The 23,846-nt window shown below is 60.1% G+C and carries 30 protein-coding genes; 19 read left to right on the top strand and 11 right to left on the bottom strand.

Annotated elements, in window-relative coordinates:
• Positions 1–52: 52 nt before the first annotated feature.
• Genes fliF through fliP form a run of 4 tightly spaced genes read left to right on the top strand, consistent with a single transcriptional unit; the run spans position 53 to position 3,243 of the window.
• On the top strand, positions 53–1,636 hold the full coding sequence (gene fliF, locus ACR0AP_RS09450; protein ID WP_480506536.1) for a flagellar basal-body MS-ring/collar protein FliF: 1,584 nt from the start codon (positions 53–55) through the stop codon (positions 1,634–1,636).
• Positions 1,636–2,232, top strand: a complete 597-nt coding sequence (locus tag ACR0AP_RS09445) for a FliH/SctL family protein (protein WP_480506535.1) — start codon at positions 1,636–1,638, stop codon at positions 2,230–2,232. Before fliF ends, ACR0AP_RS09445 begins: the two co-directional genes overlap by 1 nt.
• Positions 2,225–2,512, top strand: coding sequence for a FliM/FliN family flagellar motor C-terminal domain-containing protein (locus ACR0AP_RS09440; protein WP_267364617.1), 288 nt, complete (start codon positions 2,225–2,227; stop codon positions 2,510–2,512). Before ACR0AP_RS09445 ends, ACR0AP_RS09440 begins: the two co-directional genes overlap by 8 nt.
• On the top strand, positions 2,512–3,243 hold the full coding sequence (gene fliP / locus ACR0AP_RS09435; RefSeq protein WP_480484562.1) for a flagellar type III secretion system pore protein FliP: 732 nt from the start codon (positions 2,512–2,514) through the stop codon (positions 3,241–3,243). The genes ACR0AP_RS09440 and fliP overlap by 1 nt, the downstream gene beginning before the upstream one ends.
• A 102-nt stretch (positions 3,244–3,345) precedes the next feature.
• Here fliP and ACR0AP_RS09430 read toward each other — a convergent pair whose 3' ends face one another.
• Together ACR0AP_RS09430 and ACR0AP_RS09425 are read right to left on the bottom strand one after the other, a co-directional pair.
• Positions 3,346–3,945, bottom strand: coding sequence for an MlaC/ttg2D family ABC transporter substrate-binding protein (locus ACR0AP_RS09430; protein WP_480506534.1), 600 nt, complete (start codon positions 3,943–3,945; stop codon positions 3,346–3,348).
• Positions 3,935–4,705 carry an MlaA family lipoprotein gene (locus ACR0AP_RS09425; RefSeq protein ID WP_267364637.1) on the bottom strand — a complete coding sequence of 257 codons (771 nt, stop codon included), beginning with the start codon at positions 4,703–4,705 and terminating at the stop codon, positions 3,935–3,937. Before ACR0AP_RS09425 ends, ACR0AP_RS09430 begins: the two co-directional genes overlap by 11 nt.
• Positions 4,706–5,055: 350 nt before the next feature.
• Here ACR0AP_RS09425 and ACR0AP_RS09420 point away from each other — a divergent pair, with 350 nt between their 5' ends.
• From ACR0AP_RS09420 to ACR0AP_RS09405, 4 genes are read left to right on the top strand one after another with little or no spacing between them, the layout of a single operon-like run.
• Complete coding sequence (locus tag ACR0AP_RS09420; RefSeq protein ID WP_209505131.1) at positions 5,056–5,511, top strand: RidA family protein; 456 nt, start codon at positions 5,056–5,058, stop codon at positions 5,509–5,511.
• Positions 5,508–6,275: a glycerophosphodiester phosphodiesterase family protein gene (locus ACR0AP_RS09415; RefSeq protein ID WP_480506533.1), complete on the top strand. Its 768-nt coding sequence runs from the start codon at positions 5,508–5,510 to the stop codon at positions 6,273–6,275. Before ACR0AP_RS09420 ends, ACR0AP_RS09415 begins: the two co-directional genes overlap by 4 nt.
• Positions 6,276–6,320: 45 nt before the next feature.
• Entirely contained in the window at positions 6,321–7,508 is a 1,188-nt protein-coding gene (locus ACR0AP_RS09410) for a GNAT family N-acetyltransferase (RefSeq protein ID WP_480506532.1), read from the top strand.
• Positions 7,505–7,798, top strand: coding sequence for a 4a-hydroxytetrahydrobiopterin dehydratase (locus ACR0AP_RS09405; RefSeq protein ID WP_209505128.1), 294 nt, complete (start codon positions 7,505–7,507; stop codon positions 7,796–7,798). Before ACR0AP_RS09410 ends, ACR0AP_RS09405 begins: the two co-directional genes overlap by 4 nt.
• Here the strand turns inward: ACR0AP_RS09405 and ACR0AP_RS09400 are convergent.
• The 4 genes from ACR0AP_RS09400 to ACR0AP_RS09385 all read right to left on the bottom strand — a co-directional run bounded on the left by ACR0AP_RS09400 (position 7,795) and on the right by ACR0AP_RS09385 (position 9,314).
• Positions 7,795–8,106 carry a hypothetical protein gene (locus ACR0AP_RS09400; protein ID WP_209598446.1) on the bottom strand — a complete coding sequence of 104 codons (312 nt, stop codon included), beginning with the start codon at positions 8,104–8,106 and terminating at the stop codon, positions 7,795–7,797. The two genes, ACR0AP_RS09405 and ACR0AP_RS09400, sit on opposite strands and share 4 nt — an antisense overlap.
• A 15-nt stretch (positions 8,107–8,121) precedes the next feature.
• Entirely contained in the window at positions 8,122–8,469 is a 348-nt protein-coding gene (locus ACR0AP_RS09395) for an EF-hand domain-containing protein (RefSeq protein WP_480506531.1), read from the bottom strand.
• Positions 8,470–8,479: 10 nt separating this feature from the next.
• Positions 8,480–8,725 (bottom strand): glycine zipper 2TM domain-containing protein, encoded by a 246-nt coding sequence (locus tag ACR0AP_RS09390; protein WP_209598444.1) that lies wholly within the window; start codon positions 8,723–8,725, stop codon positions 8,480–8,482.
• Positions 8,726–8,828: 103 nt separating this feature from the next.
• The gene (locus ACR0AP_RS09385; protein ID WP_209598443.1) at positions 8,829–9,314 is read right to left on the bottom strand and encodes a peroxiredoxin; all 486 of its coding nucleotides are present in this window, start codon (positions 9,312–9,314) and stop codon (positions 8,829–8,831) included.
• A 99-nt stretch (positions 9,315–9,413) separates the two neighbouring features.
• Here ACR0AP_RS09385 and ACR0AP_RS09380 point away from each other — a divergent pair, with 99 nt between their 5' ends.
• The 4 genes from ACR0AP_RS09380 to ACR0AP_RS09365 are packed head-to-tail and all read left to right on the top strand — an operon-like array spanning position 9,414 to position 12,015.
• On the top strand, positions 9,414–10,625 hold the full coding sequence (locus tag ACR0AP_RS09380; RefSeq protein WP_480506530.1) for an NAD(P)/FAD-dependent oxidoreductase: 1,212 nt from the start codon (positions 9,414–9,416) through the stop codon (positions 10,623–10,625).
• A complete protein-coding gene (gene rsmD, locus ACR0AP_RS09375; protein WP_209505122.1) occupies positions 10,622–11,182 on the top strand; it encodes a 16S rRNA (guanine(966)-N(2))-methyltransferase RsmD in 561 nt (186 codons plus the stop codon). The genes ACR0AP_RS09380 and rsmD overlap by 4 nt, the downstream gene beginning before the upstream one ends.
• Positions 11,175–11,810 (top strand): HAD family hydrolase, encoded by a 636-nt coding sequence (locus ACR0AP_RS09370; protein WP_209598441.1) that lies wholly within the window; start codon positions 11,175–11,177, stop codon positions 11,808–11,810. Before rsmD ends, ACR0AP_RS09370 begins: the two co-directional genes overlap by 8 nt.
• Before the next feature lie 25 nt (positions 11,811–11,835).
• On the top strand, positions 11,836–12,015 hold the full coding sequence (locus ACR0AP_RS09365) for a hypothetical protein (protein ID WP_480506529.1): 180 nt from the start codon (positions 11,836–11,838) through the stop codon (positions 12,013–12,015).
• On the opposite strand, the gene map is transcribed toward ACR0AP_RS09365, so the two are convergent.
• The gene (gene map / locus ACR0AP_RS09360; protein ID WP_209598440.1) at positions 12,003–12,815 is read right to left on the bottom strand and encodes a type I methionyl aminopeptidase; all 813 of its coding nucleotides are present in this window, start codon (positions 12,813–12,815) and stop codon (positions 12,003–12,005) included. The genes ACR0AP_RS09365 and map overlap by 13 nt on opposite strands.
• A 274-nt stretch (positions 12,816–13,089) precedes the next feature.
• On the opposite strand from map, the gene ACR0AP_RS09355 reads away from it, so the two are divergent.
• Positions 13,090–14,007 (top strand): homocysteine S-methyltransferase family protein, encoded by a 918-nt coding sequence (locus ACR0AP_RS09355; protein WP_480506528.1) that lies wholly within the window; start codon positions 13,090–13,092, stop codon positions 14,005–14,007.
• A gap of 55 nt (positions 14,008–14,062) precedes the next feature.
• Here the strand turns inward: ACR0AP_RS09355 and sfsA are convergent, their stop codons facing one another.
• Positions 14,063–14,794 (bottom strand): DNA/RNA nuclease SfsA, encoded by a 732-nt coding sequence (gene sfsA, locus ACR0AP_RS09350; RefSeq protein ID WP_480506527.1) that lies wholly within the window; start codon positions 14,792–14,794, stop codon positions 14,063–14,065.
• Positions 14,795–14,844: 50 nt separating this feature from the next.
• Between sfsA and ACR0AP_RS09345 the strand changes: the two genes are divergently transcribed.
• The 4 genes from ACR0AP_RS09345 to ACR0AP_RS09330 are packed head-to-tail and all read left to right on the top strand — an operon-like array spanning position 14,845 to position 17,761.
• Positions 14,845–15,567: a competence/damage-inducible protein A gene (locus ACR0AP_RS09345; protein ID WP_480506526.1), complete on the top strand. Its 723-nt coding sequence runs from the start codon at positions 14,845–14,847 to the stop codon at positions 15,565–15,567.
• Positions 15,564–16,274 carry a GNAT family N-acetyltransferase gene (locus ACR0AP_RS09340; protein ID WP_480506525.1) on the top strand — a complete coding sequence of 237 codons (711 nt, stop codon included), beginning with the start codon at positions 15,564–15,566 and terminating at the stop codon, positions 16,272–16,274. Before ACR0AP_RS09345 ends, ACR0AP_RS09340 begins: the two co-directional genes overlap by 4 nt.
• Before the next feature lie 15 nt (positions 16,275–16,289).
• Positions 16,290–16,862: a peroxidase-related enzyme gene (locus ACR0AP_RS09335; protein ID WP_480484574.1), complete on the top strand. Its 573-nt coding sequence runs from the start codon at positions 16,290–16,292 to the stop codon at positions 16,860–16,862.
• Positions 16,859–17,761 (top strand): OmpA family protein, encoded by a 903-nt coding sequence (locus ACR0AP_RS09330; RefSeq protein ID WP_480506524.1) that lies wholly within the window; start codon positions 16,859–16,861, stop codon positions 17,759–17,761. Before ACR0AP_RS09335 ends, ACR0AP_RS09330 begins: the two co-directional genes overlap by 4 nt.
• Here ACR0AP_RS09330 and ACR0AP_RS09325 read toward each other — a convergent pair.
• A complete protein-coding gene (locus ACR0AP_RS09325; RefSeq protein WP_480506523.1) occupies positions 17,754–18,716 on the bottom strand; it encodes a sodium-dependent bicarbonate transport family permease in 963 nt (320 codons plus the stop codon). The genes ACR0AP_RS09330 and ACR0AP_RS09325 overlap by 8 nt on opposite strands.
• 98 nt (positions 18,717–18,814) lie before the next feature.
• On the opposite strand from ACR0AP_RS09325, the gene ACR0AP_RS09320 reads away from it, so the two are divergent.
• Positions 18,815–19,732 (top strand): LysR family transcriptional regulator, encoded by a 918-nt coding sequence (locus ACR0AP_RS09320; protein ID WP_480484577.1) that lies wholly within the window; start codon positions 18,815–18,817, stop codon positions 19,730–19,732.
• Positions 19,733–19,784: 52 nt separating this feature from the next.
• On the opposite strand, the gene ACR0AP_RS09315 is transcribed toward ACR0AP_RS09320, so the two are convergent.
• Positions 19,785–20,690 (bottom strand): LysR family transcriptional regulator, encoded by a 906-nt coding sequence (locus ACR0AP_RS09315; RefSeq protein ID WP_209505110.1) that lies wholly within the window; start codon positions 20,688–20,690, stop codon positions 19,785–19,787.
• A 424-nt stretch (positions 20,691–21,114) separates the two neighbouring features.
• Here ACR0AP_RS09315 and ACR0AP_RS09310 point away from each other — a divergent pair, with 424 nt between their 5' ends.
• Positions 21,115–21,723 (top strand): LysE family translocator, encoded by a 609-nt coding sequence (locus ACR0AP_RS09310; protein ID WP_480484578.1) that lies wholly within the window; start codon positions 21,115–21,117, stop codon positions 21,721–21,723.
• Positions 21,724–21,743: 20 nt separating this feature from the next.
• Here the strand turns inward: ACR0AP_RS09310 and ACR0AP_RS09305 are convergent, their stop codons facing one another.
• Complete coding sequence (locus ACR0AP_RS09305; RefSeq protein WP_480506522.1) at positions 21,744–23,771, bottom strand: FAD-dependent oxidoreductase; 2,028 nt, start codon at positions 23,769–23,771, stop codon at positions 21,744–21,746.
• Between the last annotated feature and the right edge of the window lie 75 nt (positions 23,772–23,846).

The following is a 23,846-nucleotide window of genomic DNA, read 5'->3' as shown; positions in this document are numbered from 1 at the left end:
TCGTCCAAACAGAGGATGCGCCGGGCAGAATGTCGGCGAGTCGGAGGTGAGCGTGCAGCAGATCGGAACTGTCTGGGCAAGTTTGGACAGGCGTAAACAAATCGTCGTTGCCGGTGCGGTTGTGCTGGTGTTTCTGGGGATCCTCGGGATGTCGCGCCTTGCGACAGCGCCGTCGATGACCTTGCTTTACGCGGGTCTGGAAAGCGGTGCCGCCGGGGATATCGTGCGCGCGCTGGATCAGCGTGGCGTGACCTACGAGATTCGGGGCGGATCAATTTACGTCTCTGGCGCACAGCGGGACGAGCTGCGGATGACTTTGGCCAGCGAAGGTCTGCCGGCCAACGGCAACAAGGGCTATGAATTACTGGATTCGCTGAACGGCTTCGGCACCACATCCCAGATGTTTGATGCCGCCTACTGGCGCGCGAAAGAGGGGGAACTGGCGCGCACGATCGTGGGCAGCCCGCATGTCAGCCAGGCCCGCGTTCATATCGCCAATGGCTCTGCCAATCCGTTTCAGCGCAGCGTCGCACCGACGGCTTCGGTTTATCTGGTGCCCTCGGGGGGGGATATCACCGGTGATCAGGCCAAGGCCATCCGGTTTCTTGTCGCCTCGGCCGTTAGTGGTCTGTCGCCTGAAAGCGTGACTGTGATCGATTCGAACGGGTCCGTGATTGGTGGGCAGGACACCGCCGTGGCCGCCGACACGGCAGATGACAAGGCGCGGCAGCTGCGGGAACGGGTTCTGCGTCTGGTCGAAGCGCGAGTTGGCACGGGAAATACCGTGGTCGAGGTCAGCGTCGATACTGAAACCAGGACAGAATCCCTGCGTGAGCGGCGCTTTGACCCCAAAGGCAGGGTGGCGATCAGCACGGATGTCGAGGAACGCTCCGACAGCGCGCGCAACCAGTCAGCCGATGTCACGGTGGCCTCAAACCTGCCCGACGGCGATGGTGCGGGGGGGGACGAATCGAATTCGACCGGGACCCAGACACGCGAGCGGGTGAATTACGAGGTTTCCGAAACCGAGCTGGAGGTGCACACTGCCCCGGGTGCGATCAAACGCCTGACGGTTGCCGTTCTGGTTAACGGAACGCGGGCGGTGGATGCCTCGGGCGCTGAATCCTTCACGCCGCTGCCACAGACGGAACTCGACGCACTTGAGGAGCTGGTGGCCTCGGCTGTGGGATTTGACGCCGCGCGTGGGGACGTCATCACGCTGAAATCACTGGATTTACCGACGGTCGCGCCGCAAGGCACTCTGGTTTCCTCTTCGTTTTGGCAAAACATCCATCTGGACGCCATGTCACTGATCCAGATGGCCGCACTGGCGCTGGTGTCGCTTGTGCTGGCGTTGTTCGTGATCCGTCCAATCCTGATGAACCCCGCAATGGTCCCGGCGCTGTTGCCGGCTGCGGAGGGAGGGGCACCGGCCCCGTCGGTCCTGACCGGTGAAATTGCAGCCGACGGAACGGCAGAGTTCACGCCGCTGCCCCAACAAGGGGCCGTTCCCGCGCTTGGGGTCAGTGCCACCGGGGATCCGGTTGATCGGTTGCGCGCAATGATTGGCGACAAGCAGGAAGAAACGGTCGAGATCCTTCGCAGCTGGCTCGAAGAAGGTGAGGAGCGCGTGTGATGTCCATCGCTCATCTGCTTGAGGATTTCACCACCCGAACCAGCGCCGGAGCCGTTCTGTATCTGGACGAGGAAACGCTGGAAGAACAACGCCTTGCCGCGTTCGAAAGCGGGTACGGTGCCGGTTGGGAGGATGCCGCGCAGGCGCAGGAACAGAACCGCGACCGTGTTTCGGCCGAACTGGCGGGATCGCTCGAGGATATGTCCTTCACCTGTCACGAGGCGCTTACCCGGATGACATTGTCTTTGGAACCGATGTTCGAAAGCCTGGTTCAGACCGTATTGCCTGACATGGTCGAACGCGGGCTGGCCGCCCGGATCGTCGAACAACTTTGCGAGATGGCGCGCGTCGAAATCGAACAACCGATGCAGGTCATGGTGCCGGAAGGGTGCGCGCAAGCCGTGCAATCCCTGCTGCCGCAGACCCTGCACTCCGCACCGCGTGTCATCGAAGACCCTGGCCTGGCACCTGGACAGGCGCGATTACAGGTCGGCACAAGCCGGCGCGAGATTGATTGCGCGGCCCTGCTGTCCACCATTGCACAGGCATTTGACGCATACGTCTTTGAGGCAAGAAAGGCTTTGTCCAATGAATGACACCCAGTTCCCGAAAACCGAAAAACCCAATCCTTTCGAAACGGTTCCGATTGAAGTGACCGTTTCGGTTGGCCGCGCCCGCCCGTTGATCCGGGACTTGCTGAACATGGGTGAGAACGCGGTGCTGACCCTGGACAAGCGGATCGAGGACCCGGTCGACCTTTATGTCGGGGATCAGCTGGTGGCACGCGGGGTGCTTGAGGAGATGGAGGGCGATCAGGCTGGGCAACTGGCCGTGCGCCTGACCGAGATTGCGGATCTGCAAAACGGAATCGGCTGATGCGCTATGTGATCTGGCTGGGTCTGGCTGTAGTGGTGTCCCTGCCGTCGATGGCGGCGGCTCAGGATGTAACCCTGTCGCTGGGCGAAGGCGGTTCGATCTCGGCCCGCACCATCCAGCTGATCCTGTTGATCACGGTGCTCAGCGTTGCTCCGGGTCTGGCGATCATGATCACCTGTTTCCCGTTTCTCATCACCGTTCTGTCGATCCTGCGGCAGGGTGTCGGCCTGCAGCAATCGCCGCCGAATATGCTTTTGGTCAGTCTTGCGCTGTTTCTGACCTATTTCATCATGGACCCGGTGTTCACCGAGGCCTGGACCGCGGGAATACGCCCGATGATGGAAGAAACCATGGCGGTCGAGCCCGCGCTGGAACGCGCGTTAGAGCCGTTTCGCACCTTCATGGCGAACCGGCTGGATTCAGATACGTTTTATGCAATGGCGGCCCTGCGCCCCGGCGGTGACGCGGTCGAGCTGTCTGCCCAGGCCCCGTTATCGGTGTTGATGCCCTCTTTCATGCTGTCCGAGATCGCGCGTGCCTTTCAGATCGGGTTCCTGATCTTCCTGCCCTTTCTGATCATCGATCTTGTGGTTGCGGCGGTGCTTATGTCGATGGGCATGATGATGGTGCCACCTGCCATCGTGTCTTTGCCGTTCAAGCTGGCGTTTTTCGTAATCGCCGACGGGTGGGCTTTGATCGCAGGCGCGTTGGTTCGCAGCTACATGCCGTAAATCTGTCAGGCACGCGCATCATGAGAAAGGGTCAGGCAGACCCGACCCTCTTGAACTTCCAAAAACACGAGCTGTCCGGCACACTTTTGTGCCGGAAACGGCTTAACCCGTCTTTTTCAGATCCGTGATCAGTTGGTTCAGGTTGCCTTTGCGGGCATCCAGCATTGCGCCAATCTCGGTGCGTTCGGTCAGCAACAGATTCACGCCTTCGATGAACATGTTGTAGAACTTGTCGCGGCCGGATTTGTCGGAAACAAGGAACGTCACATCGAACGGGGCTGATCCGCGCAGCTTGACCATCGTGCGAACCTCGAACCCGGCCTTGATCCTGCGGGCATTGCGAACATCGACCTCACCGCCGATGAACTCGCGGAAACGGCGGCCGTATTTGCGCGAGATATAACCCTGAAATGCAGCGGTGAACTGTTTCAGCTGGGTCGGGCTGGCTGAGCGGGCATCCGCACCCAGCGCATAGCGCGCCATGATCGGCACGTCGGCATATTGAGCGAAGATCTTTTCGAAATCGCGCAGCATCGCTTTTTCGGACTTGCCCGACTCGATCACCCGGTTGATGTCGGTAACCACGCTGGTCACAAGCGCCTTGGCGGCGGCCTCGGTCTGGGAAAAGGCAGGTACGGGCAGCACTGCCAGCGCAAGTCCGGCTGCGATAAAATGACGACGGTTCAGCGCGTTATTCAGCATAGGGGTCCTCGTAGGGGTCAAGATAGGGGTCCCTGACCGGGTCCGTCCCGGTTTCGGCATAGGGGTCAGAATACAAGTCCAGATAGGCGTCTTCGTCATCTCTTGCCAGTTCGAAGCGGCGGTTTTGCAGATAGATCAGGCGAGCCTGCGCATAGCTGTCGGCACTTTCGTAAAGAATGGAATCGACAGTATCCGAGAACCGGCCCCGATCCCCCATGCGCCGCACGATTTCGGCGTAGACGCCAAGGTTGTCGGCGGGTCGGGTCGGGCTGAAATTGATCGGGTTCGAGAACAGGTTGACCACAACCCCAATTGCATCCCTTTGGGTTGACGGGCCATAGAATGGCAGCTCGATATAAGCGCCTTCACCCACTCCCCAGACATGCAGGGTCTCACCGAAATCCGTGTCCACCGGTGGCAGGTTCAGCTCATCAGCGGGCGAAGACAGGCCAAAGCCACCTACGGTCATGTTGATCACAAAGCGCAGCAGGGCGTTGCCCATCTGTTTCGGGTTGCCCTGAAGCAGGTAGTCAACCGCTTGACCGGGCAGCGAGATGTTTTCGGCAAAAGTGCTGAAACTGGTGACCATCGGGTCAGGAACGATTTTGACATAGCCTTTCGAGGCCGGCCGGAACAGAAACCGGTCAACACCCAGATTGAACTTGTGAATTCCCCGGTTCGCATTTTCATACGGATCAAACACGTCACTGCGCGAGGCACCCTCGGGTGGCGTGGTTGCACAGGCGGACACAACGGCCATGAGCGACAGTAAAACAAGGTGTTTCAGGCGAAATCTGCTCGACACGATCTTTGTCTCTCCTAAATGGCCCGGCATATGCGCCTGCCGGACATTCAATCAATAATCCACCAAAATCCACGTGCCGGAGCGGCACAAGTTGCAGTCACATAGTCGTTTCAGGTCTTAAATGAAACACCTTGCGTGTAACCTGTCCATCACGGTGGGGTAAAGTGACCGTCGATCAACAGTGAATTTTCAGTAAAGATACGCTCAGATCGCAGGAAGGCCGAAATTTGCCGGTTTCCGTCTTTCCCAATCCGTGCTTCCCGGTTAGCGTCCCGCAGAGTTGAATTTAGGGAAGGACCCTCGCAATGAGCATCGCTGCCAAACTGGAAAGCCTCGGTGTAACGCTGGAAGAAGCGCCCGCGCCTGCGGCCAACTATGTGCCTTTCGTGCGTGTCGGCAATATCCTGTATGTATCCGGCCAGATCTCGAAGACTGACAAGCTGATCACCGGTAAACTGGGCGATGACTTGGATGTCGAAGCCGGGGCTGCGGCGGCGCGTGTCTGCGCGATCAACCTGCTGGCACAGGTCAAGGCGGCCTGCGGCGGAGATATCGAAAAGCTGGTCCGCGTGATCAAACTGACCGGATTCGTGAACTCGACCGCTGATTTCACGGCACAGCCCCAGGTAATCAACGGCGCGTCAGATTTTCTGGTCGAGGCGCTGGGCGATGCCGGTCGCCACTCGCGTTCCGCCGTCAGCGCGGCGTCGCTTCCGCTGGGTGTCGCGGTCGAGATCGAAGGCATCTTCGAAATCGAATGACGCCGCCCCTGCCAGATGTGTTTTTGCAGGCCCCGATTGCGCATCGGGCGCTGCATGACATTACCAAGAACCGCCCGGAAAACAGCCGGGCGGCCATTCGTGCTGCGATTGAAGCTGGATACGGGATCGAGATCGATCTTCAGCTGACATCAGATGACCAGGCAATGGTCTTTCACGATTATGACATGACCCGCCTGACCGGGCAGTCGGGGCCCATTCAGCAGGTCACAGCACTTGCCGCCTCTGGCACGCCGCTTCTGCATGGGGATGACGGCATTCCGACACTGGATGATGTGCTGGACATTGTCGCGGGCCGGGTGCCGTTGCTGATCGAATTAAAGGATCAGGACGGGGCGATGGGCACGAATGTGGGCGCGCTTGAACGCGACACCGTGCGCGCGTTGCAGGGCTACAAAGGCCCGGTGGCCCTGATGTCCTTCAATCCCAACTCGGTAGCTGAACTGGCGCGGCTGGCGCCGCATCTGCCGCGCGGGATCACGACCTGCGCCTATGAACCCAGTGTCGAGCTTTTGCCGCAAAGCGTCTGCGATCACCTGCGCGATATCCCGGATTTCGACCGTGTCGGCGCCAGTTTCATCAGCCACGAAGCCGCAGACCTGTCGCGCCCCCGCGTGGCGGAACTCAAGGCGCGGGGCGTGCCGATCCTGTGTTGGACAATCCGGTCGCCCGAACAAGAGGCAGAAGCCCGCAAGGTTGCCGACAATGTGACCTTCGAAGGCTATTTGGCTGCGCATTCGACTTGAACCCCCTTCGTGCGGTCACAGATAAAGGGCAGGCACGGAGGACGTATGGATCAGGCACAGATCGAGGTTCAGGTACTGGGTGCTCTGTCGCAGATTTCAGCGGCAGAGTGGGATGCCTGCGCCTGCCCCGAAGTTGCCGATGGCGGGCGGCCGCTTGACCCCTTTACCACACATCGCTTTTTGCTGGCGCTGGAGGACAGCGGCTCGGTCGGGCGTGGCACCGGCTGGCAGCCGCAATACCTGACCGCCTATCTTGACGGGATGCTGATTGCGGCGGCCCCGATGTATGCTAAATCGCACAGCCAGGGCGAATACATCTTTGATCACAGCTGGGCCCATGCCTATGAAAGCGCGGGCGGGCGGTATTACCCCAAACTGCAAATCGCGGTGCCGTTCACCCCGGCAACCGGGCGGCGGTTTCTGGTGCGTCCGGGCTATGAACGGATCGGCATGTCGGCGCTGGTTCAGGGGGCGGTACAGCTTGCGGCTGACAACCGGGTCTCGTCCCTTCACGTGACCTTCTGTACCGAAGACGAAGCTCTGGCCGGTGAGCAAATGGGCCTGATGCTGCGCCGATCGCAGCAGTTTCACTGGCTGAACGATAACTATTCAGATTTCGACGACTTCCTGAGCGCGCTGTCGTCGCGCAAGCGCAAGACTATCCGGAAAGAACGCGCACAGGCCTGTGGTTTTGGCAGCGAGATCCGCACTCTGACCGGTGACCAGTTGCGCCCCGAACATTGGGACGCGTTCTGGCGGTTCTACCAGGACACCGGATCGCGCAAATGGGGCTCACCCTATCTGACGCGCCAGTTCTTTGATATTGCACAGGACACGATGGCAGAAGACATGGCCCTTGTGCTGGCCGAACGGAATGGCTTTCCCATTGCGGGTGCGTTGAACTTCATCGGCCGAGAAACCCTTTTTGGGCGCTATTGGGGCTGCATCGAACATCATCCCTGTCTGCATTTCGAACTGTGCTATTATAGGGCAATCGACTTTGCCATTGCCCAAGGTCTGGCCCGGGTCGAGGCAGGCGCACAGGGCGAACACAAGCTGGCGCGAGGGTACCTGCCAACACGCACGCATAGCTTGCATTGGGTCGGCGATCCGGGTTTTGCTGATGCGGTCAAGAAATACCTGGACGCCGAAGGCCACGCAGTGGAAGAAGAGATCGAGATTCTGACGGACTACGGCCCGTTCAGGAAATCGAACCCGGAGGAACAGCAATGACCGAACTCTTGTCGACCGAAACCCGTGGCCCGCTGCTGGATCCGCTGTTCAAAAACGGTTGGACCATGGTTGAAGGCCGCGATGCGATCACCAAGACCTTCATTTTCGACAATTTTGTCCATGCCTTCGGCTGGATGACACAGGTGGCAATCTGGGCCGAGAAGTGGAATCATCACCCCGAATGGTTCAATGTCTACCGCACGGTCGAGGTTGTCTTGTCCACCCATGACGTGGGCGGCCTGTCGTCGCTGGATGCCAAGCTGGCCCGCAAGATGGACAGTCTGTGCTAGCGATCGTTGCGGCCTGACCCTTCACCGCCTGCCAGCGATGCGGCAGTGCCCATCTGCCGGAACTCGGCAGGCGTGACAGTGCCGTCGCTGACGTCAATCGCCCTTGGAATGCCCGTGGTCTTGTTTCCGATCTGACGCACGCTGCGCGCGGCCGGGTTGATATCCAGACACTTGTTTTCATAACAGGTCAGGCCAGACAGGTTGATCTGAATGCGGGCCTGCCCGTCCGGGCCTGTCACCAACGGGGCCTGCGGCACGTCACAGGCCGCAACCAGCCCCAGCGCCGTCACCCCAAGCCATTTGTTCATCCCAAACTCCTGCTGTTAATCAAGCTGACCATTCCCATCCTGATCGGCGGACTGGAAATCCGCGCCCATCTGAGTGTCAAATTCAGGTCTTGAGATTACGTTGTCGCCGTTTCGGTCAGCGTTGCGGAACAGTTTGATGTCCATGAACGGCTTGGCCTCGGCCTGACCCAGAGTACCGTTCCTGTCTTCGTCCATCGTCTGAAAGGCATAATCCGAGAAAGCATCGAACTCGTCTTTGGACAGGAACCCGTCATTGTTGGCGTCGATGGCCTTCAACTCGTTTTCGTGCAGTTCAGCCACGCTTTCGGCGTGACCCGAACCGGCCAAAGCCACCATGAATATCACCAGGCTTAACTGTTTCATATCGACCTCCTCAGCACGCGAATCTCTGACCTTCGATGCCGCCAGCGGCAGCGCCCGCTGCGGTCAGGATCGTCTTGCCCGATCCGCCACCAAACTGGTTGCCGATCGCGCCCCCGATCAACGCCCCGCCCAACGTTCCGCCCAGACAGGCGATTTCGTGCTGGCGTGCAGCTTGCTGTTGCGGGGTTGGGGCCGGTCCACAGGCCGCCAAAAGGGCGGCGCCGGACAGTAATAGGTAGAACGCGTTAAGTTTCATGAAAAAACTCCCCGTATGAATAGGCCAAGTATTCGCGCTCTGGGGCGGTGCTTCAAGTTAAATTGGCGGCGAAAGGCCCCGGTCGGACCGGGGCCGATCAAAATCAGATCACATCCAGCAGGCCTTCTCCGGCGGAAATTTCGCAGGCACCGGGGTTTTCTTCCATATTCAGCACCGTGACCTTGCCATCCTCGACCAGCATTGCATATCGCTTGGACCGCGCGAAAAGCCCCACTGGCGGCGCATCGAAATCCATGCCGATGGCCTTGGTGAACTCTGCCGCCGCGTCCGATACCATGGTCAGTCCCGCCTCGGTCGCGCCCGTGGATTGCCCCCACGCCTGCATCACAAACGGATCATTGACCGAAAGGCACAGGATCTCGTCCACGCCCTTGGCGTCAAACTGTTTCTTTGTGCGGATGAAACTGGGCACATGGGCGGTCGTGCAGGTGCCGGTATAGGCCCCCGGCACGGCAAAGATCACCACCTTGCGGCCTTTGGTCTTGTCTGAAATCCGCACCTCTTCCGGCCCGTTCGCACCCATCTGGATCAGCGTTGCTTCGGGCAGGGTATCTCCTGTTGAAATCATTATTCAGCTCCTGTCGTTTGGATTTGCAGAATTGGGCTTAGCCGCAATATAGGTGGTCTGAACACGGTGACCACTTGAAAACTGCGGGGTAGGCAAAGCATGAGCCATATTGTCGTGATCGGCGCGGGGCAGGCAGGCGCGTCTTTGGTGGCCCGTCTGCGCAAGGACGGGTTTGCGGGTGAAATCACTCTGATCGGGGCCGAGCCGCATCTGCCTTATCAGCGCCCGCCCCTGTCCAAAGCCTATCTGCTGGGCGAGATGGAGCTTGAGCGTCTGTTCCTGCGGCCTGAAAGTTTTTATACGGAAAACAACATCACCCTGCGTCTGGGTCAGCGCGTCACCGGTATCGACCCCAAGGCCAAAACGGTCACGCTGGGGGATGAGGTTATCTCTTACGACGAACTGGCGCTGACCACCGGATCGGACCCGCGCCGCCTGCCTGCCGCGATTGGTGGCGATCTGGACGGTGTGCATGTGGTGCGCGATCTGGCCCATATCGACGAGATGGAGCCCAAAGTGACCGAAGGCGCTCGCGCGCTGATCGTGGGCGGCGGGTATATCGGTCTCGAAGCTGCTGCCGTCTGCGCCAAGCGCGGTGTCAAGGTCATTCTGGTCGAGATGGCCGACCGCATCCTGCAACGAGTTGCGGCACCCGAAACCAGCGACTATTTCCGCGCGTTGCACAGTGCATACGGTGCTGACATCCGCGAAGGCGTGGGACTGGATCATTTGATCGGCGAAAACGGCAAGGTCACCGGCGCGGTTCTGACTGACGGTACAAAACTCGAGGTCGATTTCGTCGTGGTTGGCGTCGGTATTGCACCCGCAACCCAACTGGCTGAGATGGCGGGGCTGGACCTGGACAACGGCATCAGGACCGACGCCCATGGCCGCACGTCCGACCCGTCGATCTGGGCGGCTGGCGATTGCGCCTCCTTTCCCCATGGCGAAGGCCGCATCCGTCTGGAAAGCGTCCCCAACGCCATTGATCAGGCCGAGATCGTGGCCCAGAACATGCTGGGCGCGGCCAAGGACTATGTGGCAACCCCGTGGTTCTGGTCGGATCAATACGACGTCAAGCTTCAGATCGCGGGCCTGAACACCGGGTATGACCGCGTGGTGACGCGGCAGGGCGAAGGGCAGACCGTATCCTTCTGGTATTACAACGGCGACAAGCTGATTGCGGTCGACGCGATGAACGATCCGCGCGCCTATATGGTCGGCAAACGCCTGATCGAGATGGGAAAAACGGCCGACCCGGCCGTCGTGGCTGACCCGGACGCAGACCTTAAACCGCTGCTCAAGGCATGAGGATCATCGCCGGAGAGTTCCGCGGTCGCGCCCTGACCCCCGTCGGCAAGGGCGATGCGGGCGCGCATCTGCGCCCGACCACCGACCGGGTGCGCGAAAGCCTGTTCAACGTGCTGGCCCATCAGATCGATTTCGACGGCCTGCGCGTGCTGGACCTGTTTGCTGGCACCGGGGCGCTCGGGCTCGAAGCACTGTCACGCGGTGCGGCACATGTCACCTTTGTTGATGACGGGCGCGTGGCGCAGGGTTTGATCCGCAAGAATATCGACCTGACCCGCAGTGCCGGGCGCACAGACCTGATCCGTCGCGATGCAACCCGGTTGGGCGAAAATCCGGGCGCGCCCTACGATCTGATTTTTCTGGATCCGCCTTATGGAAAGGCCATGGGACAGAAAGCCATTGACGCGCTGGCCAATGGCTGGATCGCGGATGATGCGCTGCTGGTTTGGGAAGAAAACTCACGGATGCAGGCTCCGGCCGGGTTCACGGTGCACGACAGTCGCAAATATGGCGACACGTATATCTCATTGATGCGGAACGGTGATCAAAGTGCATGATCTGGTCATTTTCGATTGCGATGGTGTTCTGGTCGACAGCGAGGTGATCTCGAACCAGGTGCTGGCGGACAATCTGGCGGGCTATGGCCTGCACCTGACCTTGCCCGAATGCATGTCCCTGTTTGTGGGCGGAACCATGGTTGGGGTGCGCGACAAGGCGCGTGGAATGGGCGCTGATCTGCCCGAAGACTGGATTGATCAGGTCTATGCCGAAACCTACGACCGCCTGCGCGCCGGTGTGCCTTTGGTATCTGGTGTCGCGGACCTGCTTGCGGCGCTGGATCAGCGGGGCATCCCCTATTGCGTGGCCTCAAACGGCAGTCCGGACAAGATGCAGATCACGCTGGGCCAGAACGGGCTTTGGGACCGGTTCAAAGATGTGATGTTCTCGGCCCATGTGCTTGGCACCGGCAAGCCTGATCCAAAGATGTTCCAACTGGCGGCCGAGAATTTTGGCGCACAGGCCCCTGTGGTCATCGAAGACAGCCACAATGGCGTTACGGCCGCAATCCGGGCCAATATGCGCTGTCTGGCCTACGCGCCGCATGGCGGTGGTGACAGGCTGGCCGATCTTGGGGCCGAGGTGATCACGGATATGTCACAGGCGCACCCGCTGTTGGGACTCTGACCCCCAACTGTGCTAGGGTGCAGCCATGGACCATGCTCTGACACCCTTTGTCTGGACAGTCTCCCGCGACGCCGAGGTTACGACGAAACCTGACCCCAACCCCCTGCGCGCGCCGGTGTTCATCCACGATGCGGTTACCCCTTGGGGGGCTGAGACGATGCTGCTGAAACTCCTGCGCGAACAGGTCGCCGATCAGGACGAATAGGTCGGGTGAAACTTGCCGCCCGGTGACAGGGTAAAGATATCGACCCCATTTGCCGTTACGCCCACCGAATGCTCGAACTGTGCCGACAGCGACTTGTCGCGGGTCACAGCGGTCCAGTCATCGGCCAGCGTCTTGGTTTCGGGGCGGCCCAGATTGACCATCGGCTCGATGGTAAAGAACATGCCTTCCTCAAGAACCGCGCCTGTGCCGGGGCGGCCATAATGCAGCACATTCGGCGGTGCGTGGAACACGCGGCCCAGACCGTGCCCGCAAAAGTCGCGAACAACACTCATCCGGTGCGCTTCGACATAGGCCTGAATGGCATGGCCGATATCGCCGAACGTGTTGCCCGGTTTGACCATCTCGATGCCCTTGAACAGCGCGTCATGGGTTACCTGGATCAGACGCTCGGCCTTGCGCGGCAGCTTGCCCGCCACATACATGCGCGAGGTGTCACCGAACCAGCCATCCACGATGACGGTCACATCGATGTTCAGGATATCGCCATCCTTCAGCTTCTTGTCACCGGGAATACCGTGGCAGACCACATGGTTCACACTGATGCAGCTGGCGTGTTCATACCCCTTATAGCCGATCGTGGCCGAGGTCGCGCCCGCATCCTCGACCATCTGCGTGATCAGCCCGTCAAGCGCACCCGTGGTCTGACCGGGAAAGACATGCGCGGCGATATCATCCAATATCCGCGCCGCCAGAGCGCCCGCCGCGTGCATCCCGGCAAAATCACCCTGTTCATAGATGCGGATACCGTCCTTGGTCAGACGGCCACGATGCTCTTTCATCGACGCAAAGCTCCAATTGTTACGCGCGGCACTTCTTTTACGCTGCTTGTGCAGAAAGTACCAGAGGGCGCAGTGTATCAGGCGGCACATGGGGCAGAACCACGAGAGTTCAAGAACTTGAACTGCAGTTAGGTTTCAAATCCGGTTTGACCCATCGACCATTGCGTTGACGCATAACGGTTTGGTGTTTGTTCAGTTTACACAGCAAATTTCACAGACAGCCTCTGCCCTGTTATTGTTGCGATGAACTCCAACAACTAAGGAGCGCACTGAAGTGCCACGACAGCTCCCGCACGAGACAGAAAAAAAGTATTTGGTTTTTGCCGGAACTGGCACGGATCTGATCTTTAACCACGGCATAGATTTGCCGGGATTTGCCTCATTTCCATTGCTAGAGAACCCAGAAACCCGTTCTGTCCTGGCAGGTCAGATGCACGCGCTTGTTCAGTTGGCGGGCGAGATGGAAGTGGGTTGTATACTTGATGCACCGACTTGGATGGCCAATGCTGATCGGGCTGCTCCTCTGGGTTACGATGCCGAACAACTGGATGAAATAAACCGGGATGCTGTCGCGTTAATGGAAGACGTGCGTCAGAGCGCTGGTCGAGATGACGTTTTGGTTTCTGCCTGCGTCGGCCCACGCCACGATCCCTATGCGGACGTTCCGGCCATGTCGATCGATGATGCCCGTCAGTATCACAGTGCGCAGCTTGCCGTTTTGAAACAAACCAGCGTCGACTTGGTGACAGCTTATACGTTCAACAGACCTAGCGAAGCAGCGGGCTGCATTCTGGCTGCGCAGGATTTGGGACTACCGATAGTGATGTCATTGGTAGTTGAAACCGACGGGTGTCTGGCTGATGGAACAAAGCTTGTAGACGCGCTGGATCAAATCGATGTCGCCACGGATGCGGCTGCGCAGTTCTTCATGGTCAATTGTGCCCATCCGACCCACTTTTCCGATGCGCTAAATCGCCATCCAAGACTAAGAGGCGTTGTCGCAAACGCATCAAGTTGCTCTCATGCGGAACTGGATGAGGCCGAGGAATTAGACGAAGGTGACCCCCATGTGCTTGGGCAAGAGATTGCGGACGTCGTGCATAACAACCCGTCAATTTCAGTGATAGGAGGGTGCTGCGGTACAGATATGAGGCATTTGAAACTCATGGCACAAGCGGTTGCTGCGTCTTAGACGCGCGCCAAACAGTCTCAATCAGTGCTCCTTAGTCAATCGCGCGCATTTTGGGCTACGTCAGCAGGCCAGGGTCATGCTGGTTGATTACTGGAAAGGTACTGACGTCAACCCAAACCCCATCCGGCGCAATCCGCGTCCCGCAAATCATCCGCTCTACCCCTTGCGCCTGCGCGACCTCAAACGCCGCCGCATAGGCCGGGTCGATATCCGCGGCCAGCGCGAACCGGTCGCAATCGGTGCGTTGCACCAGGTACAGCATGATCGCCCGGTGCCCCTGCGCCGCCATCTGTGCCAGCTCGCCCAGATGTTTGGTGCCGCGCGCGGTGACGCTGTCGGGGAACTCGGCCAGACCGGGCTGGCGGGACAGCGTCACGCTTTTGACCTCGATATAGGCATCTGGCAGGCCGGGGCCGCTCAGCAGGAAATCGATACGGCTGTTTTGCCCGTATTTCACCTCGGGCCGGACAGTGTCATAAGCGGCCAGCTCGGGGATCTCGCGCGCCTCAAGCGCTGCCCGCAGGGCGCGGTTCGGGACGGAAGTATCGACCCCGGTGAAATGCCCGTTTTCGTGATCCACCAGCCGCCAGCCGAATTTCAGCTTTTTCTTCGGGTCGTCATTGGGCTCAAGCCAGATCAACTGGCCCGGTTCAGCCAGCCCCATCATGGATCCCGGATTGGCGCAATGGGCGGTCACTTCGCGCCCGTCATCCAGCCTGCAATCGGCCAGAAAGCGTTTGTAGCGACGGATCAGGCGGGCGGGGACAAGAGGGGTTCCAAAACGCATGTCTCACGGCCTATACCTGCCCCTGAAGACGATCAAGAGGAGTCCGCGCCATGGCCAATCCAACCGCAGCAATGCTGGTGATCGGGGATGAAATCCTGTCGGGCCGCACCCGCGATGCAAACATGCATTTTCTGGCGCAGGAACTGGCAAAACACGGCATCGATCTGAAAGAGGTCCGCATCGTCAGCGATGACGCCCCCGCCATCGAAGCGGCAGTCAAAGCGCTGTCTGACAGCCACGACACGGTCTTTACCAGCGGCGGCATTGGCCCGACCCATGACGATATCACCGCCGATTGCATTGCGCGCGCCTTCGATACCCCGATTGACATTCGCGGCGACGCGCGCGCGCTGTTGCAGGCGCATTACGACAAATCCGGGCTGGAACTGAACGCTGCCCGCCTGCGCATGGCGCGTGTCCCGGATGGCGCGACATTGATCGACAATCCGGTCTCGACGGCGCCGGGTTTCACCCTGAAGAACGTGCATGTGATGGCCGGGGTACCGCTGGTGTTTCAGGCTATGGTCGCCAGCGTCCTGCCCACACTGACCGGTGGCAGCCCCTTGTTGTCGCAAACCCTGCGCGTGGACCGGGGCGAAGGCGATATCGCCGCAAACCTGTCCGCGCTGGCCGAAGATTTCAGCGATCTGTCCATCGGCTGCTATCCGTTTCAGATCAACGGGGCCTTTGGGGCCAACGTGGTGGTACGCGGCACCGATGGCAGTCGGATTGACGCGGCCATGACCCGTCTGGCGAAAGAGCTTGCGCTTTGAGCGGCGATTGGGCGGACATCGTCGACGGCACATGGCCTGCCGCGCGGTATCGCAGGCTGGGGCCGTTTCAGCTGCGCGAAGGGCAGGGCGGCGGCTCGCGTGTTTCTGCGGCCAATGCGCTGGCCCGGGCCAGCGATGCAGATATCGACGCGGCCGAGGCCGCGATGCAGGCCATGGGGCAGAAATCCATCTTCTGCCTGCGCCCGGGGGATGAGGCGCTGGATGCAAAGCTGGCGCAACGGGGATATGACATCCTTGATCCGGTCAACATCTATACGTGCCCCGTCTCTCACCTCACCGATCAGCCGATCCCTCCGGTCATGGTGTTTTCGGTCTGGGAGCCGCTTGAAATCATGCGCGAAATCTGGGCAGCTGGTGGGATCGGGCCCGAACGTCTGGCGGTGATGGAGCGCGCGAAGGGTCCCAAAACCGGTCTGCTGCTGCGCCACAACGACCAACCCAGCGGCGCAGCCTTCGTGGCGATGCATGGCGATGTCGCGATGCTGCATGCGCTTGAAATCCTGCCCGCGCACCGCCGTCAGGGGCTGGGTCAGTGGACCATGCGCGCCGCGGCGATTTGGGCAGGTGACAACGGTGCTCAAACCTTCAGTGTGATCTGCACCAAGGCCAATGAAGGTGCCAATGGTCTCTATTGCGCCCTCGGGATGGAGATCGCCAGTGAATACCATTACCGTCACCTTGTCTGAACAAAAGGGGTCGCCATGACACAGAAAGACATGCCCACCGCGCTGAACCTGCCCATGGTCGATCCACTGCCGCCGGAAACGCAGAAATATTTCGATATCTGTGTCGAAAAGCTGGGCATGGTGCCGAATGTGCTAAAGGCAAACGCCTTCGATATCGACAAGCTGAACACGTTCACGGCGATGTATAATGATCTGATGCTGGCCAACAGCGGCCTGTCCAAGCTGGAGCGCGAGATGATTGCCGTGGTCGTATCGTCGATCAACAAGTGCTTCTACTGTCTGGTCGCACACGGCGCGGCTGTCCGGCAGCTTTCGGGCAACCCGCAACTGGGCGAGATGCTGGTGATGAACTACCGTGTTGCCCCGATCGAGCCCCGGCAGCGCGCAATGCTGGACTTTGCCGCCAAAATGACAACCGCCAGCGCCGAGATCGAAGAGCCCGACCGCCAGCGTCTGCGCGACGCAGGCTTTTCCGACCGCGATATCTGGGACATTGCCAATGTCGCCGGGTTCTTCAACATGTCCAACCGGGTGGCCAGTGCCACGGCAATGGTGCCCAACCCCGAGTATCACGCGCAGTTTCGATGATCCGATCAGCCGCCCTCATTGCCACGCTGCTGGCGGGGCCGGTTCTGGCGCAGGACCTGACCCTGCCAGCCAGCGCCCGCCAAATCAGCGACCGCACCTCGCCGCTGGACAGCTATGACCTGCCAACGGGGCCTTTCGCGAATGGCGCGGTGCCTGCTGACACCCTCGAAGGCCGGGTTGAACGCTACACGTGGCGGCTTCAGGCGGGCTCAAGCACAACCCTCCAGCTTTTGACCCCGCTGCGCGACCAGATCGAGGCGCAGGGCTATAAGATTCTGTTCGAATGTGATGCCCGCGCCTGTGGCGGGTTCGATTTCCGCTTTGGCACCGAGGTCGTGCCGACCCCGGATATGTATGTCGCCATTCAGGATTACCGGTTCCTGTCGGCCACCAAGGGGCCTGTTGCCCTCAGCCTGTTGGTCAGCCGCAACCCCCCGGACGGGTATGTCCAGATGATCCGCGTCACACCCCAGAATGCACCGGACCCTGTTCCGGTCGTGATCGAACAGGCAGTCGAAGGGTCGGGCGGGCTGCTTGAGGCGCTGGCAACATCGGGTCACGTGATACTGGACGATCTGCATTTCCCAACCGGTGAGGTTGCGTTGGACGAGGGGACATACGCCTCTCTGACCCTGCTGGCCGGGTATCTGGCCGAAAACCCCAAGATGCGCCTGGCGCTGGTGGGGCATACCGATGACACCGGCGCGTTGCAGGCCAATATCGCGGTCAGCAAAAGCCGGGCCGAGTCGGTCCGCACCCGTCTGATTGATGCGCATGGTGTGGCTGCCGACCGGATCGAGGCGCAGGGCGTCGGCTATCTGTCCCCGCTCACCTCGAACGCAACCTCCGAAGGGCGCGAGCTGAACCGCCGGGTCGAGGCGGTCTTGCTCGTCAACTGACCCACCACAGGTACAGCGGCAATCCGACCGTGATGTTGAACGGAAACGACACACCCAGCGACAGGGTCAGATAAATCCCGGCCTCGGCCTTTGGCAGTGCAATTTTCATGGCGGCCGGAACCGCGATATAAGACGCCGAGGCCGACAGCACCATGAACAGGAACAGGCTGCCTTGCGGCAATCCGATCACCGCACCGACGGCCCAGGCCATCAGCGCGCCGATCAGGGGCATCAATACGCCAAATGCGAACAGGCCAACCGACAGTTTGTCGCGATTGCTGATCAGGCTGCGCCCCGCCGAAAGCCCCATATCCAGCAGGAACAGGCACAGGATGCCAGTGAAGGGCGTGACGATGAAAGGCGCGATCATCTGCATGCCTTCACCCCCGGTTATGGCCCCGATCAGGAACGCCCCGGTCAACAGCACAATCGATCCATTGGCCAGTAGATCACGCCACAGCTTGTCATCCTTGACGCCATTGCCGCCGGTCTTGTGCGCCAGCCACAGCGCCGACAGAATGGCCGGCACCTCCATCGCTGCCGCAACCGCCACCATGAACCCGTCATGGGTCAATCCCACCAGATCCAGCAGGCTGGTGGCGGTGACAAAGGTGACAATCGAAATCGAGCCGTAATGCCCCGCGACCGCCGCTGCGTTCAACGCATCCAGCCGTGTCATAACCCTCAGCAGGGCAAAGGCCACGAAGGGGATGGTAAAGGACAGGGCCACGCCGCCCAGCAGGGTCAGGAACAGTTGCAGGTGGATGCCATGCGCGGCAAGGCTGGCACCGCCTTTGAACCCGATGGCCAGCAGCAGGTAAAGCGACATGAACTTGGCCGCGCCCGCCGGGATAGACAAATCGCTGCGTACAAAAGCGGCCAGAAGCCCTAGGGCAAAAAACAATATGGTGGGCACCAGCAGGTTGCTGGACAGCGTCTCGATCACTCCGGGCATACTTGTCTCCTGATCCCTCGTTTCAGGGCTAGGTGCCTTGCAAAATTGATTTCGCCAAATACTATCTTTATAAGTTTAATATAGTTTCAGGCTATGAAATGCGTCCAACCCTGCGCCAATTGGAATACATCGTCACGGTCAGCCGCCTCGGGCGGTTCAGTTTGGCCGCCGAGGTGCTGAATGTCAGTCAACCCAGCCTGTCGGCGCAAATTGCAACCGTAGAACAAGAGCTTGGCGTTCGGATCTTTGACCGCAACCGTGGTGGAATTCAGGTGACCACAAAGGGGGAAGAGTTCATCTCGCGCGCGCAAAAGATCCTTGCCGAGGTCAAGGACCTGCGCCACGCCATGACCAACGATATGCCTGTCGGAGGAAGGTTGCGACTGGGCGTTTTGCCTTCGATCGGGCCGTACCTGCTGCCGCAAGCCATCAAAGAGGTGCACCGCCTGCGCCCCGGATTACGCATTGTCGTGCGCGAGGAAAACACCCGCGATCTGGAACAGGGCCTGAAATCCGGTCGGTTTGACCTGATCCTGTCAACGCCCGAAGATCACCCCAATACCGTTCAGCACCGCTTGTTCAACGAACCCCTCTGGGTTGCGGTGGCCGTTGACGACGTTCTGGCGCAGGACCCACAGGGCGTCAGAGCGGCCGACTTGCAGAACCGGCTGTTCCTGACCCTTGACCAAAGCCACCGCCTGTCGCGCATCGTCTATGCGCTGGCAGCCGAATGCGGTGGCGTGGTTTCGGATGAATATGAAGGCACAACGCTTGATTCCATTGTCTTGATGGCGGCCTCGGGGGTTGGGGTTGCGGTACTACCGGATCTGTTTGCCCGCAGACAGGGCATTTACCGCGACGAAGTACGGCTGCGCCCGCTGTCCATTCCCAATGCCAATCGCGATATCGCATTGCTGGCGCGCAATGCCGAAACGCCGCCGCCGGGCCAGAACGTATTGATGGAAAGCCTGCGCTCTTCCGCGCGATCCATCGGCCTGACGGTGATCGGTTCATAAAAAAAGGCCCGCACTTTGACATGCGGGCCAAAGGTTGGTCTTCAGGGAGAAACTACCAATCCATCGGGCTTTTGTCTTCGAATGCGTCGACCAGAAAATCGATGAAGGCCCGTACTTTGGGTTGTGTGAAGCGGCCGGGCGGATAAACGGCGTAAATGCCCTGTACCTCGTCCGGCAGGGACGGCATGGCATCGACAACCCGCCCCGATTTCAACGCTTCGGCATAAAGATAGCTGGGCAGATACGCGATCCCCAGCCCCGAGATGGCCGCGTTCAGCAGCGACTGGCCGTCATTCACGCTCAGCCAACCCGCGGTGCGCACCTGACGCTTCTCGCCAGACGGTGCGGTCAGTTTCCAGACATTGCCTGACGACTGGCTGGAATAGTGCAGCAACTTGTGTTCGTTCAGATCGTCGATCTTCTGCGGGCGCCCGAACCGTTCGATATAGCTGGGCGCGGCGACCATGCGTTTGACCGTTTCGGTCAGCTTGCGGGCGCGCAACGTGCTGTCTTCCAGCTCACCGATGCGCACGGCCACATCAAATCCTTCGGAAATCAGTTCGACATAGCGGTTGTTCAGAACCATGTTCACGGTGATGTCGGGGTAGACGGCCAGGAAATCGGACAGGACAGGCGACAGGTGATTGACGCCGAAATCCGTGGCAACACTGATGCGCAGCAGTCCGGACGGGGCCGATTGCATCGATGTGACCAGCGAATCCGCTTCACCCGCATCATTCAGAACGCGACGCGCGCGGTCATAATAGGCCAGGCCGATTTCTGTCGGCGACACCCGGCGCGTGGTGCGGTTCAGCAGCCGGGCTCCCAGACGCGCTTCGAGGCTCGAGACGTGTTTGGACACGGCCGATTTGGAGATGCCCATCTTCTTGGCCGCATCGGTGAAGCCACCCTGGTCCACCACGTTGGCGAAGGCTTCCATTTCGGTCAGTCGGTCCATTCTCGTTCCCCAGATCTTGATTTCCAACCCGACTATCGCTCTGAATCTGGGCGGAATCGGGGCATACATGGGATAATATCAGGGATTTGAATCGGATCGTTTGCGTATGAGAAACGCAGAAACAGTGGTTTCCAAACCGGCCCCGACGCCTGCGATACTGCGTTTTCCACGCAATCATACGTTTCTGTTCATCTTAGAATGGCATTTTTGTGACGACAGAGGGGGTCAGGAAATCCGGTTTCATCGTCGTTGCCCTGTCCCGGTGTTTTGGCCGGGGACACGGTACCCCGAAAACCCTTTTCAAAGCCAAGTTTCACCACCCCGCCCAGCGGCGACACCGGGCCGCAACCCCTGTTCCCGGACCGATCGCTATTTACATCTTCGCGGATGTTCGCGACCCTGCGCGCATTTGCAGGGGGTTTGAATGTCACTGGAATTCTTCATCACATCCATGATCGTCGTGCTGCTGCCAGGCACCGGTGTCATCTACACACTGGCCGTTGGCCTTGGCCGCGGTTTCCGGGCCAGCGTTGCCGCCGCGGTCGGATGCACAGTGGGAATCGTTCCCGCTGCCGTGGCCAGTATCGTCGGGCTTGCCGCATTGCTGCACACCAGTGCCGTGGCGTTTCAGCTCGTGAAATACCTTGGTGTCATTTACCTTTTCTACATGGCGTGGGGCATCCTCAGGAGTGGCGGCGCCTTGGATGTCACCGCCGACAAGACCGCGAAAAGCAGTTTCAAGATTGCCATCACGGGAACGCTCATCAACGTGCTGAACCCTAAGCTGTCGCTGTTCTTTCTGGCGTTTCTGCCGCAGTTCCTGCCAGCCGACACGGCGAACGCAGGGGGTGCGCTGATCCAGCTGGCCCTGGCCTTTATGGCCATGACCTTTGTTGTCTTCGTCGGATACGGGGGCTGCGCAGCACTGGCCCGCGACTATGTGATCCGCCGTCCAACGGTGATGAAGTGGATCAGGCGGAGTTTTGCAACGGCCTTTGGCGCACTGGGTGCAAAACTCGCGCTGTCCGACTAGGAAACGCTAAACCGGGGCGATCAGAACTTCGCCGCCAGCCGCGTGCCCTGATTGATCGCGCGCTTGGCGTCCAGCTCGGCGGCGACATCCGCACCCCCGATCACATGGGGGGTGATGCCCCGCTCGATCAGCGCGTCCGCCAGTGACCGTTCGGACACCTGACCGGCACATAACACAATGGTATCGGCCGCGATCACCGTCGGGTCTGCGCGCTCTTCGCCAAAGCTGACATGCAGGCCGTCATCGTCGATGCGTTCATAATTCACGCTACCCACGAAATTGACGTTCTTCATCTTCAGCGTTGCCCGGTGAATCCAGCCAGTGGTTTTGCCCAAACCCTTGCCATGCGCCTGTTTCTTGCGCTGCAACAGGGTGACCTGACGTGCGGGGGCGCTGGGTTGCGGCCCCTCGGGCGCCAACCCTGCACGGTGCTCAGCCGGGTCCGTCACGCCCCATTCCTTCATCCACATTGGCAGGTCGGTCGTGGCGCTGTGGCCCTCTTCCAGCAGGAACTCGGACACATCAAAGCCGATGCCACCGGCCCCGATCACGGCAGCAGACTTGCCAACCTCGGCCTTGCCGCGCAGCACGTCGATGTAACTTAGCACGTTGTCCCGATCCTGCCCCGGTATCTGCGGATCACGCGGGCTGACACCGGTGGCGATGACCACCTCGTCAAAGCCGGTCAGGTCATCTGCGCCTACCTCGCGGTTCAGTTCGACAGTCACGCCCAGATCATCCATCATGGTACGGTACCAGTCGACAAGACCCCAGAATTCTTCTTTCCCCGGCACCTGCTTGGCCATGTTCAGCTGCCCGCCGACCTCATCAGCGCGGTCGAACAGGGTAACATCGTGGCCGCGCTGGGCCGCGATCATTGCGGTCGACAGACCGGCAGGACCTGCCCCCACAATGGCGATGGATTTCCGCGTTTTGGCCGGTTCAATCACCAGCTCCGTCTCATGACAGGCGCGCGGGTTCACGAGGCACGAGGTCAGCTTGCCGCTGAACGTGTGATCCAGACAGGCCTGATTGCAGGCAATGCAAGGCGCGATCTTCGCGGCCTCACCCGCAATCGCCTTGGCCACGAAATCCGCATCCGCCAGCATCGGGCGGGCCAGCGAGACCATGTCGGCGCAGCCGGTCGAAAGAACCTCTTCGGCCACCTCGGGGGTGTTGATCCGGTTCGATGTGATCACCGGTATCCCCACCTTGCCCATCAGCTTCTTGGTCACCCAGGCAAAGGCCGCGCGCGGCACGCTGGTGGCAATCGTGGGAATCCGCGCCTCGTGCCAGCCAATGCCGGTGTTGATGATCGTGGCGCCGGCCTTTTCGATCTCCTGCGCCAGTTGCACCACCTCGTCATGGGTCGAGCCGTTGGGGACCAGATCGATCATCGACAGCCGGTAGATGATGATGAAGTCGGTGCCCACCGCCTCGCGCGTGCGGCGTACAACTTCGATCGGCAGACGCATCCGGTTCTCATAAGACCCGCCCCAGCGGTCGGTGCGCTTGTTGGTATGGGTCACAAGGAACTGGTTCAGGAAGTACCCTTCCGACCCCATAATCTCGACCCCGTCATAACCCGCCTTTTGCGCCAGTACGGCGGCGTTGACGATATCGCTGATCTGCTTCTCGATGCCCTCTTCATCCAGCTCAGTGGGCGGGAACGGAGAGATCGGCGATTTCACCGGGCTGGGGGCCACGCATTTCGGCCCATAGGCATAGCGCCCCGCATGCAGGATCTGCATTGCGATCTTGCCGCCCGCTTCATGGACGCGCTGCGTCACGATGGAATGGTGCGCCACATCCTTGTCGCTCACCATCATCGAAGCCCCCGGCAGGACCGAGCCTTCAAGGTTCGGACCAATCCCGCCCGTCACCATCAGGGCCACGCCGCCCCGCGCCCGGCCGGCATAGAACTCGGCCACCCGGTTCCAGTCTCCGGTCTCCTCAAGCCCCGTATGCATCGAGCCCATCAGCACGCGGTTTTTCAACGTGGTAAAGCCCAGATCCAGCGGGGCCAGCATATTCGGGTACGCAGTCATGGCGGAACTCTCCCTCCTGAATTTGCCCGCTAGATTGACGTTCGCGTCAACTTTGTCACGCGAAACCCCACGTCA

It is taken from the genome of Ruegeria sp. AF7, assembly GCF_056541885.1.
Note: the sequence above shows the minus strand (reverse complement) of the source record. Positions and strands in the feature narration are given on the sequence as shown.